The 16,371-nt window shown below is 62.8% G+C and carries 12 protein-coding genes; 8 read left to right on the forward strand and 4 right to left on the reverse strand.

The window, feature by feature from the left end; genetic code table 11:
* The first annotated feature begins 186 nt into the window (after positions 1–186).
* From glpA to NATOC_RS12710, 4 genes are all read left to right on the forward strand, one after another.
* A complete protein-coding gene (glpA, locus tag NATOC_RS12695; RefSeq protein WP_015321847.1) occupies positions 187–1,899 on the forward strand; it encodes an anaerobic glycerol-3-phosphate dehydrogenase subunit GlpA in 1,713 nt (570 codons plus the stop codon).
* A gap of 1 nt (position 1,900) precedes the next feature.
* A complete protein-coding gene (gene glpB / locus NATOC_RS12700; RefSeq protein WP_015321848.1) occupies positions 1,901–3,184 on the forward strand; it encodes a glycerol-3-phosphate dehydrogenase subunit GlpB in 1,284 nt (427 codons plus the stop codon).
* An 82-nt stretch (positions 3,185–3,266) separates the two neighbouring features.
* On the forward strand, positions 3,267–4,628 hold the full coding sequence (locus NATOC_RS12705; protein WP_015321849.1) for an anaerobic glycerol-3-phosphate dehydrogenase subunit C: 1,362 nt from the start codon (positions 3,267–3,269) through the stop codon (positions 4,626–4,628).
* On the forward strand, positions 4,628–5,788 hold the full coding sequence (locus tag NATOC_RS12710) for a Cdc6/Cdc18 family protein (protein ID WP_015321850.1): 1,161 nt from the start codon (positions 4,628–4,630) through the stop codon (positions 5,786–5,788). The genes NATOC_RS12705 and NATOC_RS12710 overlap by 1 nt, the downstream gene beginning before the upstream one ends.
* Before the next feature lie 59 nt (positions 5,789–5,847).
* Here the strand turns inward: NATOC_RS12710 and NATOC_RS12715 are convergent, their stop codons facing one another.
* Complete coding sequence (locus NATOC_RS12715) at positions 5,848–8,802, reverse strand: oligosaccharyl transferase, archaeosortase A system-associated (protein WP_015321851.1); 2,955 nt, start codon at positions 8,800–8,802, stop codon at positions 5,848–5,850.
* A 145-nt stretch (positions 8,803–8,947) separates the two neighbouring features.
* Between NATOC_RS12715 and aglG the strand changes: the two genes are divergently transcribed.
* Entirely contained in the window at positions 8,948–9,907 is a 960-nt protein-coding gene (aglG, locus tag NATOC_RS12720) for a glucosyl-dolichyl phosphate glucuronosyltransferase (protein WP_015321852.1), read from the forward strand.
* Between the two features lie 862 nt (positions 9,908–10,769).
* Entirely contained in the window at positions 10,770–11,594 is an 825-nt protein-coding gene (locus NATOC_RS12725) for an IS5/IS1182 family transposase (RefSeq protein WP_015321853.1), read from the forward strand.
* Positions 11,595–11,632: 38 nt separating this feature from the next.
* Here NATOC_RS12725 and NATOC_RS12730 read toward each other — a convergent pair whose 3' ends face one another.
* A complete protein-coding gene (locus tag NATOC_RS12730) occupies positions 11,633–12,910 on the reverse strand; it encodes an IS4 family transposase (protein ID WP_049888927.1) in 1,278 nt (425 codons plus the stop codon).
* 315 nt (positions 12,911–13,225) lie between these two features.
* Here NATOC_RS12730 and NATOC_RS12735 point away from each other — a divergent pair, with 315 nt between their 5' ends.
* Positions 13,226–14,377 (forward strand): hypothetical protein, encoded by a 1,152-nt coding sequence (locus NATOC_RS12735; RefSeq protein WP_015321855.1) that lies wholly within the window; start codon positions 13,226–13,228, stop codon positions 14,375–14,377.
* A gap of 336 nt (positions 14,378–14,713) precedes the next feature.
* Here the strand turns inward: NATOC_RS12735 and NATOC_RS12740 are convergent, their stop codons facing one another.
* On the reverse strand, positions 14,714–15,316 hold the full coding sequence (locus tag NATOC_RS12740; RefSeq protein WP_015321856.1) for a hypothetical protein: 603 nt from the start codon (positions 15,314–15,316) through the stop codon (positions 14,714–14,716).
* A 128-nt stretch (positions 15,317–15,444) separates the two neighbouring features.
* Between NATOC_RS12740 and NATOC_RS12745 the strand changes: the two genes are divergently transcribed.
* Positions 15,445–15,882, forward strand: a complete 438-nt coding sequence (locus NATOC_RS12745) for a helix-turn-helix domain-containing protein (protein WP_015321857.1) — start codon at positions 15,445–15,447, stop codon at positions 15,880–15,882.
* An 82-nt stretch (positions 15,883–15,964) separates the two neighbouring features.
* Here the strand turns inward: NATOC_RS12745 and NATOC_RS12750 are convergent, their stop codons facing one another.
* Positions 15,965–16,270, reverse strand: coding sequence for a hypothetical protein (locus NATOC_RS12750; protein WP_015321858.1), 306 nt, complete (start codon positions 16,268–16,270; stop codon positions 15,965–15,967).
* Positions 16,271–16,371 lie beyond the last annotated feature (101 nt).

Below are 16,371 nucleotides of genomic sequence, written 5' to 3' on the forward strand. Positions count from 1 at the left end.
CGAACAATATTTCCGGTGTGATCCGAATGGGCGAATTATTCGTTCAAACGTCGATATATTTCCCCTCTCGGCAGTAAGACGAACACCGGTCGATATCGTTCCGCTCGGCGAACTATCCCGGCCTTACTGGTGGTTCGAGGCCGTCGATAAAATAAAGGGAGAGGAGAGCGAGGTACGGACGAAGGGATGGCACACGACACCGAGGTTCTCGTACTCGGGGGCGGCTCGACCGGCTGTGGTATCGCCAGAGATCTGGCGATGCGCGGCCTCGAGGTCACGCTCGTCGAGCGAGGCAATCTGACCGACGGAACGACCGGCCGAATGCACGGCCTGCTCCACAGCGGGGGACGGTACGCGGTTTCGGATCAGGCCAGCGCGGTCGAGTGTATCGAGGAGAACGAGATCCTTCGGGATATCGCCGGCCACTGCGTGGAGCTGACCGGCGGGCTGTTCGTCCAGCGACCCGAGGACCCGGACGACTACTTCCGGGAGAAACTCGAGGGCTGTCGCGACTGCGACATTCCCGCGAAAGTGCTCTCGGGACGGGAGGCTCGCGAGGTCGAGCCCTACCTCGCGACGGACGTCAAACGCGCGATCCAGGTGCCTGACGGGGCGATCGATCCGTTCCGTCTCTGCGTCGCGAACGCGCTCGACGCTGAGCGACACGGCGCCCGAGTCGAGACCCACGCCGAGGTGATCGACCTGCTGCGGGAGGGCGACGACATCTACGGCGTGACGGTGCGCCACGACTCCGGACCGGGCAAGCGCACGCACAAGGCGCCGGGGACGACCGAGGACATCACCGCCGACTACGTCGTCAACGCCACCGGTGCCTGGGCCGGCCAGATCGGCGCGATGGCCGACTTAGACGTCGAAGTCCGTCCCTCGAAGGGTGTGATGACGATCATGAACGTCCGCCAGGTCGACACCGTCATCAACCGCTGTCGACCGAAGGGCGACGCCGACATCATCGTCCCCCACGAGACGACGGCGATTCTGGGCACCACGGACGAGGAGGTCGAGGACCCGGACGACTACCCCGAGGAGAAGTGGGAGGTCGACATGATGATCGACACGCTCTCGGAGCTCGTGCCGATCCTCGAGGAGTCCCGAACCATTCGCTCGTTCTGGGGCGTGCGGCCGCTGTACGAGCCCCCGGGCCGGGGCACCAAGGACCCCACCGACATCACGCGCGATTTCTTCCTGCTCGATCACGAGGACCGGGACGGCGTCTCCGGGATGTCCAGCATCGTCGGCGGGAAGTTCACCACCTACCGGGCGATGGCCGAGGAGATCTCGAACCACGTCTGCGACCAGCTCGGAGTGCGGGCCTCCTGTCGGACCGCCGAGGAGGCCCTGCCGGGCAGCGAGAACCTCGCCGTCCTCGAGGACGGGATGGACGACTTCGGGCTGCGCTCGCCGATCGCTCGCCGGAGCAAGCAACGGTTGGGCAGCCGCTCGTCGGAGGTGCTCGAGACGGACGACCCAAACCCCGTCGTCTGTCAGTGCGAGGGTGTCACCCGAGCCGAAGTGCAGGACGCGATCGACCAATCCGGCTCGGACCTGAACGCCGTTCGCATCCGCACACGGGCCTCGATGGGCAACTGTCAGGGCGGCTTCTGCTGTGCGAACATGGCCAACGAGCTCCACCCCGAGTACGACGAGGAGACGACCCGAGAGGCCCTGGACGAACTCTTCCAGGAGCGCTGGAAGGGCGAACGCCACGCCCTCTGGGGCGAGCAGCTCTCTCAGGCGATGCTCAACTACGCCCTGCACGCGACGACGATGAACCGGGACAACGACCCCGCGAGCCGTCCCGACGGCGTCGACTACGCCGCGTTCGATTCGGGCGACTCGAGCGCGCGGACCCCACAGCGGCGCCGATCCGGAGGTGACTGAGATGGCGATCAGCGACGACGTCCTCGTGATCGGCGGCGGGATCGCCGGTGCGACCGCAGCTCTCGCCGCGGCCGAGGAGGGCGCCGACGTCCGGCTGGTCACCCACAAACAGAGCACGCTCCGGAACGCCAGCGGGCTGATCGACGTGCTTGGGTACACCCACGAGGGCGAGGGTCCGATCGTCGATCCCTTCGAGCGCCTCGCGGAGCTCCCGACGGGCCATCCCTACGAACGGGTCGGCACCGAGGCGGTCAGGGAAGCGCTTGCGTTCTTCGACGAGGTCGCCGGCGACGCCTATACCGGCGACCACACCGACGCGAACGCCCTGGTGCCGACCCACGGTGGCACCGTCAAACCCACGGCCCGATACCCGGTCTCGACGGCCGACGGACTCGCGAGCGACCCACGGGACACGCTGCTGGTCGGCTTCGAGACGCTGACCGACTTTGACGCGCCGCTGGCGGCCTCCCACCTCGAGGCGGCCGGCGCGCCGTTCTCGGCTCGCGGTATCACGCTGCAGTTCCCCGGCATCGTCCGGGACGACGCGAAACTCACGCGGTACGCCCACCTGCTCGACCACGAGGAGCGCGTCGAGACGGCCGCAGGCGAACAGTCCGCTCGCGAGGCGCTCGCTTTGGCCGTTGAGGCCCACCTCGAGGACGAGACCCGCGTCGGCTTCCCCGCACTGCTGGGCGACGAGTTCGCCGCGGAGGTCCGTGCGGATCTCGCGGACTCGCTGGGCGCCGACGTCTTCGAGGTGCCGATGGGGCCGCCCAGCCTCCCGGGGATGCGCCTCGAGGACGTGCTGTACGAGGCCCTCGAGGACGCCGGCGTGCGTGTCGCCTCCGGCGTCCCGGTGGTCGACTACGAGACCGATGGCGACGCCGTCGACCACGTGCTGGTCGACCGCCACGGTCAGGAGATCCCCCACGAGGCGAGCCAGTACGTCCTCGCGACGGGCGGGCTCGTCGGTAAGGGCGTCCGCAGCGAACGCGAGCGCGTGTTCGAGCCGATCTTTGACTGTTTCGTTCCCCACGCCGACGACCGCTACGACTGGTTCGTCGACGACGTCTTCGGCGAGCAGCCCTACGCCCGGTTCGGCGTCGTTCCCGACCGGGAGTTGCGGCCCCTCGACGCCGACGAGGAACCCGAGTTTTCGAATCTCCGGGCGGCTGGAGCGGTGCTTGGCGGGTACGACTACGCGGCCGAGAAATCCGGTGCTGGCGTCTCGCTGGCGACGGGGTACGTCGCTGGCGGTCGGGCCGGGACGGAGGCGAGCAGATGACTGTAAGGACGGTACCGACGAGAGCGACTGACACGGACTCGAGCGAACCGAACGAGCGAGCGCGATCTATTCAGGTGATTCGATGAGTGACGCAGAGCAGCCGATGGACGATCACGTACCGGGCGAGGAAGAGGGGTTCGAGCCGATCGAGGTGTTCCCCGAGGCCGAGGAGATGGACCTCCGGCCAGGGGCGGACAACTGTTACAAGTGCTCGACCTGCGACACGAGCTGTCCCGTCGCCGAGGTCGACGACGAGTTCCCCGGGCCGAAGTTCCAGGGCCCCGAGCAGTGGCGGCTCAAGCGCCAGGAGGACCACGACATCGACGACTCGGTGATGAAGTGTTCGAACTGTATGCGCTGTGACAGCGCCTGTCCCTCCGAGGTCCCCCTCTCCCAGATGCACAACACGGCTCGGGCCGAGTACGTCGAGCAAAACATGAGCAAGCTCTCCCGGGAGTACTGGCGCAACCGGATGCTCGCGAACTACCGGAAGCTGGCCCCGCTGGCGGCGACGTTCCCGCGGACCGCGAACTTCGTGACCGGACTGTCGGTGACGAAGTGGCTGGGCGAGAAGGTGATGGGGATCGCGGGCGAGCGCGACCTCCCCGAGTTCGCGACCCAGACGTTCCGGGAGTGGTGGACCGAACGCGGCGGCAACGAGACCTCACGGGAGCGAGCACGGGCGGCCCGGGCCGAGCGCGGCGAGGACGTCGAGAACCCTCACAAGCGCATCGCGTACTTCCACGGCTGTTACTCGAACTACAACACGCCGGAGGTCGCGAAGGCACTCGTCCGGGTGTACGAACACCTCGGCTACGAGATCATGGTTCCAGAGCAGGCCTGTTCGGGGACGCCGATGTTCGCCAACGGGATGCTCGAGGACGCCCGCCGGGACGCCGAGACGAACGTCCGCGAGCTGGCCGACGCGATCGAGAACGGCGCCGACATCGTCGCCTCCTGTAGCTCGTGTTCGATGTCGATCCGCCAGGAGTACCCCGAGCTGTTCGACTTCGAGGGGACCGAGGAGGTCGCCGCCAACACCTGGGACGCTGTCGAGTACCTGCGGGTCCACGAGGACCTGAAAACGGAGCTCGAGGGAACCTCGGTCGACGCGAGCTTCGCCTACCACGCGCCGTGTCACGCCCGCAACCAGGGGCTGGCCGGCCAGACCGTCGAGGTTCTGGGGGTGATCGACGGGATCGACGTCGAGGACGTCGGCGACTCCTGTTCGGGGATCTCGGGCACCTACGGCTGGAAGGAGGAGAACTACGACACCTCGATGAAGATCGGCGAGGAGATGTTCGAACACATGGAGTCGGCGGAGGCGACGACCGGGCTCACCGAGTGTCCGACCTGTTCGATGCAGATGGGCCACGGCACCGGGTACGAGATCACCCACACGCTGGAGGTGCTCGAGGCCGCGCTCGTCGGCACGGAACGATAATGAACCTCGCGGAGCGCATCGCACGGCGGCGATCCGCACACCGGACGAGCGGGATCGTCGTCAACCGCAACCACCTCAGCCCGGTCGTCCATCGCTCGGAGCCGGTCGGGCGGGGGCCCATCCTCGAGCAGCTGCTGGACGCGCTCGAGCCGGTGTTCGACGACGAACTCCCTGAGTCCGCGGCGGTTGTCGGCTCCGCCGGCTCCGGTACGTCGGCGATCGTGACGGCGCTGTTCGACGCGCTGAACGAACGCCTCGGCGAATCCACGCGGACGATCGGGACGACGACCAGAGCCGGCAGCTCCGGCACCGTGACCTGGTTCGTCTACGTCGACGCGCGCCGGGTCGGGAGCCCCTTTTCGTTCTACCGGACCGTCCTCTCGATGATCTCGTCGGAATCGGTTCCCGAGAGCGGCGTCGGCACCGACGACCTGCGGGAACGGCTCCAGTCCCGGCTCTCGCGGCCCGACCGACGGGCCGTCGTCGCGATCGACCACCACGACGAGCCCGAGACGCTCGGCTACGACCGCGTTCGGGAGCTGCTCGACCCGGTCGACGACGGCGTCGCGACGGTCGCCGTCGGCCAGACCGAACCCGCTGACTGGACGGGGACGACGGTGACGGTGCCGGCCTACCGTCACCACGAGCTCGCCGACGTCGTCACCGACCGCACCTCGACGGGGCTGACGGCGGGGACGCTCGATCACGATACCGTCCGGGAGATCGCGATCTGGGCGGACGGCAACGCTCACGACGCGCTCGCGGCGGTGTTTGCCGCAGCGGTGGCCGCCGTCGGGGACGACGCCGACCGGATCGAACGGACCCACCTCGAGACAGCGATGGACGACGTCCCCGACCGCGGCGTCCACGTCGATCGGGCGCTCTCGCTGTCGGAGACCCGCCAGCGGGTGCTGTGCAACCTGATTGACGTGGACGCCGCCGACCGCCCGATCCGGGAGGTCGCGACCGAGATCGCAGATCGATCGGAGCTAACCGCCGGAACGGTCAAGCGGTTCCTCTACGAGCTCGCCGAACGGGGCGTCATCGAACGGGTGCCGCTGGAGACCAACGGGAGCGGGCGCCGACCGAGTACGGTCGTCCCCCGGTTTCCGACGATCGCGTTCCGAGCGCTGGCCGCAACTGACGACGAGTCGTCGTAGACCGACTCGTCAGTCGGGAGCGGATTTTTCGGAACTCGAGTGAGAGAAAACCGTCGGATTCAGTCCGCGAGCCCGGCGGCCGGGGCGAGCGAGGACGCAGTATCGTCGGCGCCAGCGTCGTCTGCGCCTGCTTCGGCGTCCGCGTCGTTCGCTGCAGCGTCGTCAGCGTCCTCGTCGGCGGTTTCGGTGTCCGCTTCGGCAGCGTCCGCGTCGTCGCCGTCCGTTTCGTCCTCGGTCGCGCCGTCGTTCTCCGCGTCCTCGAGCTCCGTCTCCTCGAGCTCGACCTCGACGGTCTCGCCGTCGACGACCGCGCTCTCGGGAACCTCGAGGTCGCCCTCCTGGGGCGTCTCGCCCTCGACGGTTACGGTGTAGTCGTCGACGGCCTCGACGGCGCTTTCGGTGTAGCCGTCCTCGACGTCGAGCTCGTCGTCGGTCGCGTACGGCACCGTCAGCTCGAACTCCCCGTCAGCATCGACTTCGGTCTCTTGTTCGTACGTGAAGCTGCCGCGGTCGGTGCCGGAGTCGAGCTCCAGTTCGGCGGTCACGACGTCGCCCTCGTCGGCGTCGGCGTCGGCGGTGCCGACGATCGTCGCGCCTGCGACGCGCTCGTAGGTCTTGACTCCCGCCGTCTCGCGATCGTCGATGTACTCGACGTCGACGTCGGGGCTCTGCTCGAACTGCGAGAGCTGGACCTCCGCCTGCTGGAGTGGCTGGTTGAACGCGACCTGGTGCTGGCCGGTCTCGTCGGTGAGCACCTCGTCGGTCTCGGGATCGATCAGTGCGTAGCTGACGAACCCGGCGGTGCGCTCGTCGTTCTCGTGGACGAGCCGGTAGTGGTCCATCCCCGTTGCGTCGTCGAAGTAGAGGTCGGCGACCATCGTCTCCTCGTAGGGAACCTTGAGGCGGTCGTCGACGTCCTCGCGATCGATCGACTCGCCGGGCTCGACGTCTGGCGTGACGTAGTGGTCGTAGTCGGGCCCCGACCAGGCGGTCATCGCGCTGAACTTCCCGCCCGCCATCTGGTCGTCGATCATCACGTACCGCAGCTGTTCGTCGGCGTCGTCCTCGATCGCGGTCTCGAGTTCCTCGAGCGGACGCACGTTGTCGTCGTCGTCCAGCGGGTCCTCGCCGGCCGCGATCGCCTCGAGGATCAGCTCGGCCTCCCGCTCGGACTCGGCGGTGAGATACGCCGAGGCGGTCTCGGCGTTCTGCTGGAACGGGTTCGAGTGGGGAATCCGCTCGGCCTGGGTCGTGATCAGGTGGCCGTAGTCCCACCACGACATGACGCCATAGGCCCCCGCAGGGTAGTCGAAGTCCCCGTCCTCGGGGTAGTCGTAGCTGCCGTAGTACTCGAGCTCATCGGCGTAGTCGGCGCCACCGTAGTTACCGGGTTCGGGCGTGTTCGCCTCGAGCCAGTGGGTCGACTCCTCCCAGACCATCGCGTCGGGGTGTGGCCCAGTCGCCTCGCCGCGCTCGACCGCCGTATCGCCGTCGGCGGCGACGACGGGAAGCAGCGGCGCGAACAGGAGGACGACGACGACGAACAGAATGATGATCTGGTAGGTCTCGATCCCGCGGAGCGCTTGCGTGCCTCGCTGGAGGTCGAGGTCGAACAGCCGCAGCACGTCGGCGACGAAGGCGGCGTTGACGACCGCGACTGCGAGGACGAGATAGTACGAGAAGCGGATCTGGGTCGCGGACATGCTGAGCAGGAACAGCGACCAGACCAGGATCAGCGTGTACTCCGCACGGTGCTCGCGGCCGAGCAGCGGACGGGCGGCCAGCAGCACCAGTCCGGCGAGCATCGTGTAGAAGGCGGTACCGAACTCGTCGAAGACGTGTGCCGTGAAGTCCTCAGGAGGCTGGGCCTCCTGGATGGTCAGCGTCCCCGCGTCGGGATCGAGCGGGATGATCCGACCGGTGAGGTTGCCGACGAGCGTGTCGTAGAACTCGGGCAGCACCAGCCACATGACCGCGAACGTACCGACGATGAGCGCGGCGATCGCGCCCGGGTAGAGCCGGCGATCGATCCCGCGGGCGTTCCACTGGCGGGCGAACCAGGCCATGAACAGACAGCCGACGGCGACCAGCGCCGCGGTTCCCGGCTGGAGGTAGCCAAAGCTCGTGACGCTCGTGCCGGGCTCCTCGATCAGCAGGGCCGTTGCGACCGCAGTCACGCCCAGGGAGACGGCGCCGACGAACGCGACGTGGTCGGGGGAGATCCCGCGGACGTAGTCGAGACAGAGCTGGATCGCGAAGAAGACGCCGAAGATCCCGATCAGAACGACGCCGGGGGGCCAGACCCAGATGTACAGCGCGAGCGCGACGCCCGCAAGGACACTGTAGAGCGTTGGCTCCCGGAGCGGGGCCCAGTTACGGTCGGCGGCAAGTTCGTAGATCGGCTGCTCGCGCTCGGCGACCCGCAGCGCGACCGCCATCCCGAGGACGGCGAGCGCCATGAACAGCACCTCGGCGACGTGGTGTTGAAGCTGGCCCGCAGTGGTCCGAACGAGGAACTGGCCAGGCGCAAGCGCCAGCAACACGACGGCGACGAGTCCACCGACGGTTCCGCCCAGCCGCCGACCCAGGTAGAAGACGGGGATCGCGACCAGCGCCGCCATCGCCGGCACCGCGAACAAGGAGACGGTGTAGAGAGTGCTCGACGACGGATCGCCGAGGCCGACGATCATCGCGGCGGTGACGATCAGCTGGTCGAACAGGGTTCCGAACTGGCCGACGTAGTTCCCCGTCGGGAACCCAGTCCAGACCTCGTAGGGCATCGTCTGGGGGTAGTTCTCGGCGGTCCACTGGATCGTGCGCCAGTGGTACCAGGAGTCGATCCCCGCGAGCGCAGGGGTGCCGTCCTCGGTGAGGAACGCCTCGTAGGACTGGGTCCTGACCCAGAACATAAACAGCATCACGGCCCCGACGACGGGGACGTGGTACCACTCCGCCCACGAGCCGAGGACGGACGACTCCGTCCGCTCCTCGGCGCGCTCGGTCTCCGTACTCATTAGGTGCCACGAGAGTGATGTGCCGAATAAGCTTTCCCATACCGTTCGGATTATTTTACTGTCATTGTTGATGGATTGTTCTCTCGGAACGCGGAGGCCGATCGACGACAAAGTTTATTCCGTCCAGATCGAAACCGGGCGTCCGATGAAGGTCTCCGCCGTCGTCTGCACGTACGCGATGGAGCGCTACGACGTCTTTTCGGAGTGTGTCGACAGCGTCCTCGGCCAGACCTACAACCCGCTCGAGGTCGTCGTCGTCGTCGACGGTAACGAGGCCGTCTTCGAGCGCGTTCGTGAGGAGTACGGTGACCACGAGGACGTCGTCCTTCACTGTAACGACGAGAACCGGGGGATCTCCTACAGCCGGACGCGAGGGGCCGAGATCGCGAGCGGCGAGGTCGTCGCCTTTATCGACGACGACGCGGTCGCCGAACCCGACTGGATCGCGGAGCTGGCCCGCGTCTACGAGGAGACCGACGCGATCGCCGTCGGTGGCCACGCGAAACCCGACTGGGTGACCGAGAAGCCCGACTTCTTCCCCGCGGAGTTCTACTGGCTCGTCGGCTGTGACGAACGGGGAATGGGCGAGCACATGGCGGAGCTGCGCAACACCTACGGCTCGAACATCTCCTTTCGCCGGGACGTCTTCCTCGCGGTCGGCGGCTACGACGAGAACACGGGTCGGAAGGGCGACCGCCACATCCAGGCCCACGAGGCCCCGGTCTGTATCCGGATGGCAAACAGGTACGGCAAGGGCGTGATCTACAACACCGACGCCGTCGTCCACCACAAGCTGTTCGAGTACCGCGGCGAGTTCCGGTGGCTCGTCTTTCGCTCGTTCTGGCAAGGGTACTCCAAGCGGATCATGGACCTCCTGTTGCCCGAGGCCGCGGGCGACAAGAACGAGTATCTGAAGCAGTTACTGCTGGAGTTCGTCCCCTCGCGGCTCCGGGAGCTCGCCCGCGACCCCTCGAGCGCGAAAGTCAAGCAGCTCGTCTCCATTTTCGTTTTCACGGCTGCTGTCGGCTTCGGTTATCTTTACGGGTTCCTGCAGTCGGACGACGTCCTCGTCAGCGAGGACGCCGACGGGACGTCGGCCGCCTGAGAGAAGTTCGGAACGGATCGACGTTCCCTATCATCAGCCAAATTCGGCATTCGATTCGTAGGGCGTGCGCACCTAACGCCGTCTCTTCCGGAAAATTCTTTGAGATGTTTGTTCGCACTACCTATACAGCCCTTGGTGTCTGCAGGGCTGTCTCAGCGAATCAACCACTCGCCGAATGGTTCTTCCGGTATTTTCCCCAAATAATCTGGTTCTAATACTCGTGGGCTTGTTCCACTACGTTACAGAAGAGCGACGGCAGATGTAGTCTATCGACTCCGACAACTCAAGCATCATGTCCATGAACTCAAGGATACCGTGCCCTCGACCGGCGAAGCATCCGTGCGTTTGGTGGAGCTAATGTATTCGATTGCGTTGTTGCCTTCCTCCCAAACTCAAGCGTCCCGTGACGTGTGCTCCAAGCCTGTACGGTGTAGCTCACCGTTCACGTGTGATTTCAGAAACATCTAGTTAGTCAGATGAAAGGTGGTTGAGACCGATAGCAACGACTGTGATTAGTACACCCACCCAGATTAAGATGTAGGCGGGTCCCTCGGGGGTAGGGCCAATTTCCCGGAGTATCAGATCGATTCCAGCGACTATCGAAATTTGAAAGCCGAGTATCCCGAGTAATGTTTCGTCCATATATGAATTACACAACCTCTTCATTAATATGTTCTTATAATATGTGTGATGCCAAAGAGAATATTTCGAGTCCATTGTTGAGGTTTTCCACCTTGTTGTATCCTTCCTATGGGTCAAAATACATTCTTGAGAGCATACCGAAACTGCTCTATTGAAAACGGACGACAGCGGCGAGGCTAGGCTGTGCTTGGTAACAAGCTGAAGCCGAGGAAAGGAGATTATGGCGATCAACCTCCTCGACTTCGCTCAAAACTGTCGACGCCTGGCTAAACAAGCGTTTGGGTCACACGCGGGGAAACCTGCCTCCGGCGGGCTTCCCCGCTGGGTCCATGTCGTCGTGCACTGCTTACGAGTCGAAGAAGGCTGGACGTTTCCGGAAGTCATCGATCGGCTCCGCCTCATGCCAGGGATCTGCGAGCTACTGGATTTGTTACCGGAAACTCTGCCCGATCCAACGACGTTCTGGCATTCGTTCGATCGATACGCGATGCGCGTCTGGCGGGCGTTGCTGCGCGTCTCCGCGCAGCAACACCCGAATTCTGGGCGCGTCGCTCTCGACAGCACGTTCTTCGAACGGGGACACGCCTCACACTACTACCTCAAACGCACCGATCGTACGATCCAGACGCTCAAAGTGACGACATTGACGGATACGGAGTCGTTGGCAGTGCTCGACGTCCACTGTTCGGCCAAATGGCGTCACGACACGATACTTGGCCGGAAGCTTGTCCGTCGAAATGCGGACGAGCTGGTCTCTGTGGCGGCTGATAAGGCGTTTCATAATTGGCCGATACGCTACGAATACATGGCTGAGAGCATCGAGCCACTTCTCTTGCGAAGTGGCTCGACGCTCGGCCCAGTTCTTCACAATACGTTGACCAGATCGAATGGATACACGCAACGGTGGATGGCTGAAACGTCGTACTCCTCGACAAAGCGGTCGTTGGGGTCTGAGCTACGCTCACTCGGTTGGTACAGACAGTTCCGTGAGATCGTCCTCATGTTTGCTGTTCACAACATCGAAAATCTCAGTGAAACGCTCTAATTCCAGTGCCGTATGGCGTTTTCAATAGAGCACTTTAGCTAAGCCTCAGCTGCCGGTTTGATGGCGGTAGCGAGTTGTTCCTGGAGAACCGGCCGTTGTTTGTGGATCTTCTGTGCGTCGGCGATCAGCCGATCAAGCAGTGGCGGTGGAGAATACCCAAGGTAGCCACTCAACCGGTAGAGAATGAGCTGGGCGTGCGACCGGAAGGTCGCCGCCCAGCGTTCCGGCGGAAACACGAGATCATCATCTGCGTGTTCGATGACCAGACTAAGCAACTCACGGCTCACAACCAAGGACAACAGCGCTGCGTACAGCAGAATCTCTACGACGTGCTTCTTCGTTGTATCGAACTCATCCAGTCTGTACTGCGTCTTCAGCTCCCGAAACAGCAGTTCTACTTCCCACCGGCACCGGTAGATCGTCGCTAGGTCCTCCGGCAGGAACTCTTCGCGCGAGAGATTCGTGATGTACAAATGGTAGTCGTCGGCGTCCTCGTTGCGGACGCCGACGACGCGGAACCGTTTCGTATCACGTGACTGCGTGCCCGCGTACTCTCTCCGGTCAAACTCGATCTCAACTTCGACGTCAATGTACTTGCGACAGAGATCGTCCACGACGTCGAAAATTTTCTTCCCCTCCAAGGGAATGGCGCGGCCGCGCCATTCCCGAAATTCGTCGGTTACAACCGGGTTAGAGCTGCGTTTCAGTCGACTCACGAAGTAGCCGTCGTTCTCGTCGATCAACGCGAACCGCCGGTACTTGAAATAGGTCAGATCGAAGATCGCTAGCCGACCTTCGAGCCACGATCCTGTCTCGAACTGCGTGCTGTCGTGTCTTTTCTCATCTGTGACGCTGAACCGGTCGATCGTCTGCTCAGTGACGTTGTGGAGCAGGTGGAGCCGTGCTTCAGCCTGCTCCTCACGGCGACCTTCGTACTCCTCAGAAAGCAACTCATGGAGCCGGAGAACCGTTCCATCTGCGATCATCACGTCTCTGAATCGGTTGAACTCCTCTGAGACGGTGTGAGGGACAGCAACCTCGTCGAGCCCGTACTCGACGAGGTCGCGGAGGTACTCTGTGAGAGTCGGCGTCAATCGCTGATAGAAGCCTCCTGCGGACAATGTCTTGTCTGCAGTCGAGTTGTAGCTCCGTCTGAAGCTGGCGAGCGTTCGGCTTCGCCGGCGGCGCAAGCCGAACGCAAATGACCAGACGAGCGGTGGAATCTGCAGCTTCCGATCGCGCTCGACCACGCCGACGGCATCGGCGTGGTCTTCGAGCGCTTCAGATGGAAGGAAGTTAGTGAGATGGCGTTCCACTTCCTGTGAGGAGGGGTTAGAGTGCACATCTTCCGCCTCCTCATTCCTTCCGAAAAGTAACTCCGATAAGCCGCCGCTGTCGTGCGGTTTTGCGCCTAACTAAAGACGGATGCTTCCATCAGCTACTGGAGATGTTGAGAGGGCCGTGCTGAATCTACAGCGGGGATGTGGCCCCCTCCGGAAGTCGATTGCCACAGGACAGGAGCCGTTCAGTACAGCGCGTCAATATGTAAACGCGGTTGGCTTGTGCAACCCCTCCAATTATAGACGAGATTCAATCGGCGGAAACTGCTCGCATCGGGAACGGCTCTTGGAGTGGCTGGACTGTTTGGGTCACTGTCAACGGCCGCGGACGAACACGGCGAAGAAGCGGAGACGCAGGACGTTGAAGTTGAGTACGAGTATCGGCTCGAAGGGGAGGGAGATGATGAACAGCTCGAAGAACGACTCGAACTATCCTCGGGTGAGTACCATTACAGCGGGGACGAGGATGAGCCGCAGAACTGCTACGTTACGTTCAGTGCCGAAAACGTGAGCGACGATGAAATCAGGGTTGACTTTTGGGCTACCGTGGATGACCATAGTACGTGGGACACGCAGAGCCTACTCGACCCGGGCGAGTCCGGCGGTGCAAGGCTGGAGTCACTCAATCCCGATAACTGTCCCACCGATCCGGATCAGGTTACGATCACTGCGCGATCCCCGTACATCGGGGACCCACACGAACCTCCCGAAGACGACGAAGGCGAAGACGGGGACGTTGAGTTCGAATATACGTATACAGTTGAGCAAGGAGATGACGAACAGCTCGAAGAACGACTCGAACTGTCCTCGGGTGAGTTCGACTCTTGCACCGTCGAAGCGGATGTTGAAAACCTAAGTGATGATGAAGGAATCAGCTTCTACCGCTATGCTGTCGTAGATGGGAACCCGACGCACGAAAGTCAAACTTCACTTGATCCCGGTGAATCAGACTCCATAAGTATGGAGATAAATCAGGGTGTAGCGGATGAGTGTCCCGATGATCCGGATCAAGCAACGGTTCATACATGGGTGGCCAGCATCGGAGAATCAGACGAACCCCCCGAGGACGACGAGGAGCCCGAAGACGAAGAGGAAGCTGACGACGATGAACCCAAGGACAAAGACGATCTCGACCTCTCGGTGTCCGCACCCGATTCGATCCCGTACGAAGAAACGGCCGACCCGAGCGAGGACGCCGCCGACTTCTGCATCACGGTGACGAACCGCGGCGACGAAACGGTCTCGGTCGACGGTCAGTTCGAAATCGGCCCCATCGACGAACCGCTCCCGCTCGATCTAGAACCCGGCGAGACTGAGACCACCTATTACGGCGTCATGAGTCGAGACCTCGGTCCCGGCGATCACGAGTGGACGGTCACCGCGAACGGCGAAACCGAAACCGAAACCGGAACGCTAACCGTGACCGACGACGAGGAGTGCTGATCGGCTTCAGACGCCGAATAGCGGGGATGGTATAAAACAAACGAACCCCGTGCTGAACGCATCTTCTGTCTTCTCTATCCAGCAGGATTTTCCTGGCAGCTATCGGCGGACTCGATTGCTGCTCTGATACCTACATGGCCTGTTCCTAACACAAGTTTCAGATGAAATTCTGGATAACGAAACCACGTTGCTATCTACTGGGGAATTTGAACGGGTTGTACGGAGAGAGTTCGCCAGCTATAGTAGTCACTGAAAGTCAGTGCACACTCGATCGCACGACCGCTGTGCGATCGGTGTGCAAACGGTTTCAGTTGTGACTATAATGTGACCCATCACTCACGTGATTTCGCCTACGGCGTCCGATAGATCGTCCTCGTCGTGCCAGTCGAGAACACGGTCTTCAGCCGCCTCTTCGAGAGCAGCCAAGTGGGATGCAGCCATTCCGTTATCGTACTTCTCGCGCGTTCGCTTCTCGCTCTCGTAGCTCCGTTTGAGCAACCAGAGAATGTCCCTCACGTGCATCTGGTGGTGGTACAGGTAGCCCAGTTCCCACACGTGCCCGCCATCGAAGTCCTCGAGAACCCCGACGATATGGGACGCCATCGCCGAGAGAACATCGAAGGCCGGTGCCCATAACTCGATCTCGTCGCTAGTGAAGCCGAAGTCCTCGAGACGGAACGCTGACGCCTCTCTGCGAGCGTCCAACTGCCGACAGACCTGCAACCGTCTCGATCCAGGTCCCTCCTCCCCACCGCGTCCGACGATCAAATACCTGCGCTCGGCTCGCTTGATTGCATCGAACTGGTCACTCCCATGCAATTTATTTTTTAACTGTGCGTGCTGGTGAGGAGTGAGCTGGAGCCGTTCCTCATCGACGATCTCGTTTGGGTCGATACCGTCGATGTACCCCGGTTCGTCAGCGTCCGAATCACCCGTCATACTGGCTGATGGATGATTTTCGGAATCAGTATACGTATAGGTTGTGGGACAATTTTGGGAAACAATTGAGGTAACAGTTGAGTCTATCGACCGAGTGTTTATGTCCGAGGGACACATTACTGTCCCATATGCGCCCGGACGCAACGCAGCCTGGTGGTGCAAGTGGGCCGGAACGAGAGACGGATGAATTCAACACGTGGTTGGCCCTGCAGAAAGCCACCGACGAGCAGCGTGCGAATCTGCTCGCCGATATCGTCGGTCATCCCAGAGAAGCTCCGAGTGTAAGAGAACTCGACTACATGAACCCCCCTCTAGAGGAAGACGCGATTCGCCGTCATCTCCGTATCCTGCAGGCCGCGGGCGTGCTCGAGGAGTTGGTCGTCGAGCCCGGCGAACGCGTCCGTGGCTACCCGTACAAGTTTTATACGCTCACCGACGATGCCCGTGACCTGTTCGACCGAAACGACCTGTTTCCGAGGGAGGCGTGGCAGCGACAGTACGATCGCGTCCGGAAAACGGCCGAGATTCGAGAGATCGAGGCGATGCCACGTCCGGGCGACGACTGATCGTCCGTTTCACCGACAGCGAACCCCAGGCGAACGGCCGTTTTACGGGCAACCCAGATACAAAACGTACCAACGAACGCCGTCATCCGGCGTCGCGCACCCGATCACTCGTTCTGACCTGGATCTCGAGCTTGTTCGTTCCCCTGATCCAGTCGACGTACCCCTGCAGGCGGTCGGCCGATTGCAGCGCTTCGATCGTGTCGTACGCCTCGCGGAGCTCCTCGTTCGTAAACAGGGCGTGAATCTGTTTGTGACAGGGGCGACACAGCATCACCGTCGGGCTCGTGGCCCGTTCCTCCGGCCGGAGGTGGTGTTCCTGGACGACCTGGGGATCGTCGATCCGCTCGTCGGGGACGACTCGTCGACAGAGCGCACACGTCGTCGGCATCGACCTGGATAGGGGTTCGTCGAGCAAAACGCCTCGGGTCGCCCCCACAGGCTTGCGCTCGAACGGGTCCGGAGGCTCCCTCGAGTCTCTCGCCTCGAGCG

Source organism: Natronococcus occultus SP4, from assembly GCF_000328685.1.
GTDB classification, from domain to species: domain Archaea; phylum Halobacteriota; class Halobacteria; order Halobacteriales; family Natrialbaceae; genus Natronococcus; species Natronococcus occultus.

Coding starts and splice junctions, on each gene's coding strand:
- glpA (WP_015321847.1), top strand. CDS start 187: ATGGCACACGACACCGAGGTTCTCGTACTCGGGGGCGGCTCGACCGGC.
- glpB (WP_015321848.1), top strand. CDS start 1,901: ATGGCGATCAGCGACGACGTCCTCGTGATCGGCGGCGGGATCGCCGGT.
- NATOC_RS12705 (WP_015321849.1), top strand. CDS start 3,267: ATGAGTGACGCAGAGCAGCCGATGGACGATCACGTACCGGGCGAGGAA.
- NATOC_RS12710 (WP_015321850.1), top strand. CDS start 4,628: ATGAACCTCGCGGAGCGCATCGCACGGCGGCGATCCGCACACCGGACG.
- NATOC_RS12715 (WP_015321851.1), bottom strand. CDS start 8,802: ATGAGTACGGAGACCGAGCGCGCCGAGGAGCGGACGGAGTCGTCCGTC.
- aglG (WP_015321852.1), top strand. CDS start 8,948: ATGAAGGTCTCCGCCGTCGTCTGCACGTACGCGATGGAGCGCTACGAC.
- NATOC_RS12725 (WP_015321853.1), top strand. CDS start 10,770: ATGGCGATCAACCTCCTCGACTTCGCTCAAAACTGTCGACGCCTGGCT.
- NATOC_RS12740 (WP_015321856.1), bottom strand. CDS start 15,316: ATGACGGGTGATTCGGACGCTGACGAACCGGGGTACATCGACGGTATC.
- NATOC_RS12745 (WP_015321857.1), top strand. CDS start 15,445: ATGCGCCCGGACGCAACGCAGCCTGGTGGTGCAAGTGGGCCGGAACGA.
- NATOC_RS12750 (WP_015321858.1), bottom strand. CDS start 16,270: ATGCCGACGACGTGTGCGCTCTGTCGACGAGTCGTCCCCGACGAGCGG.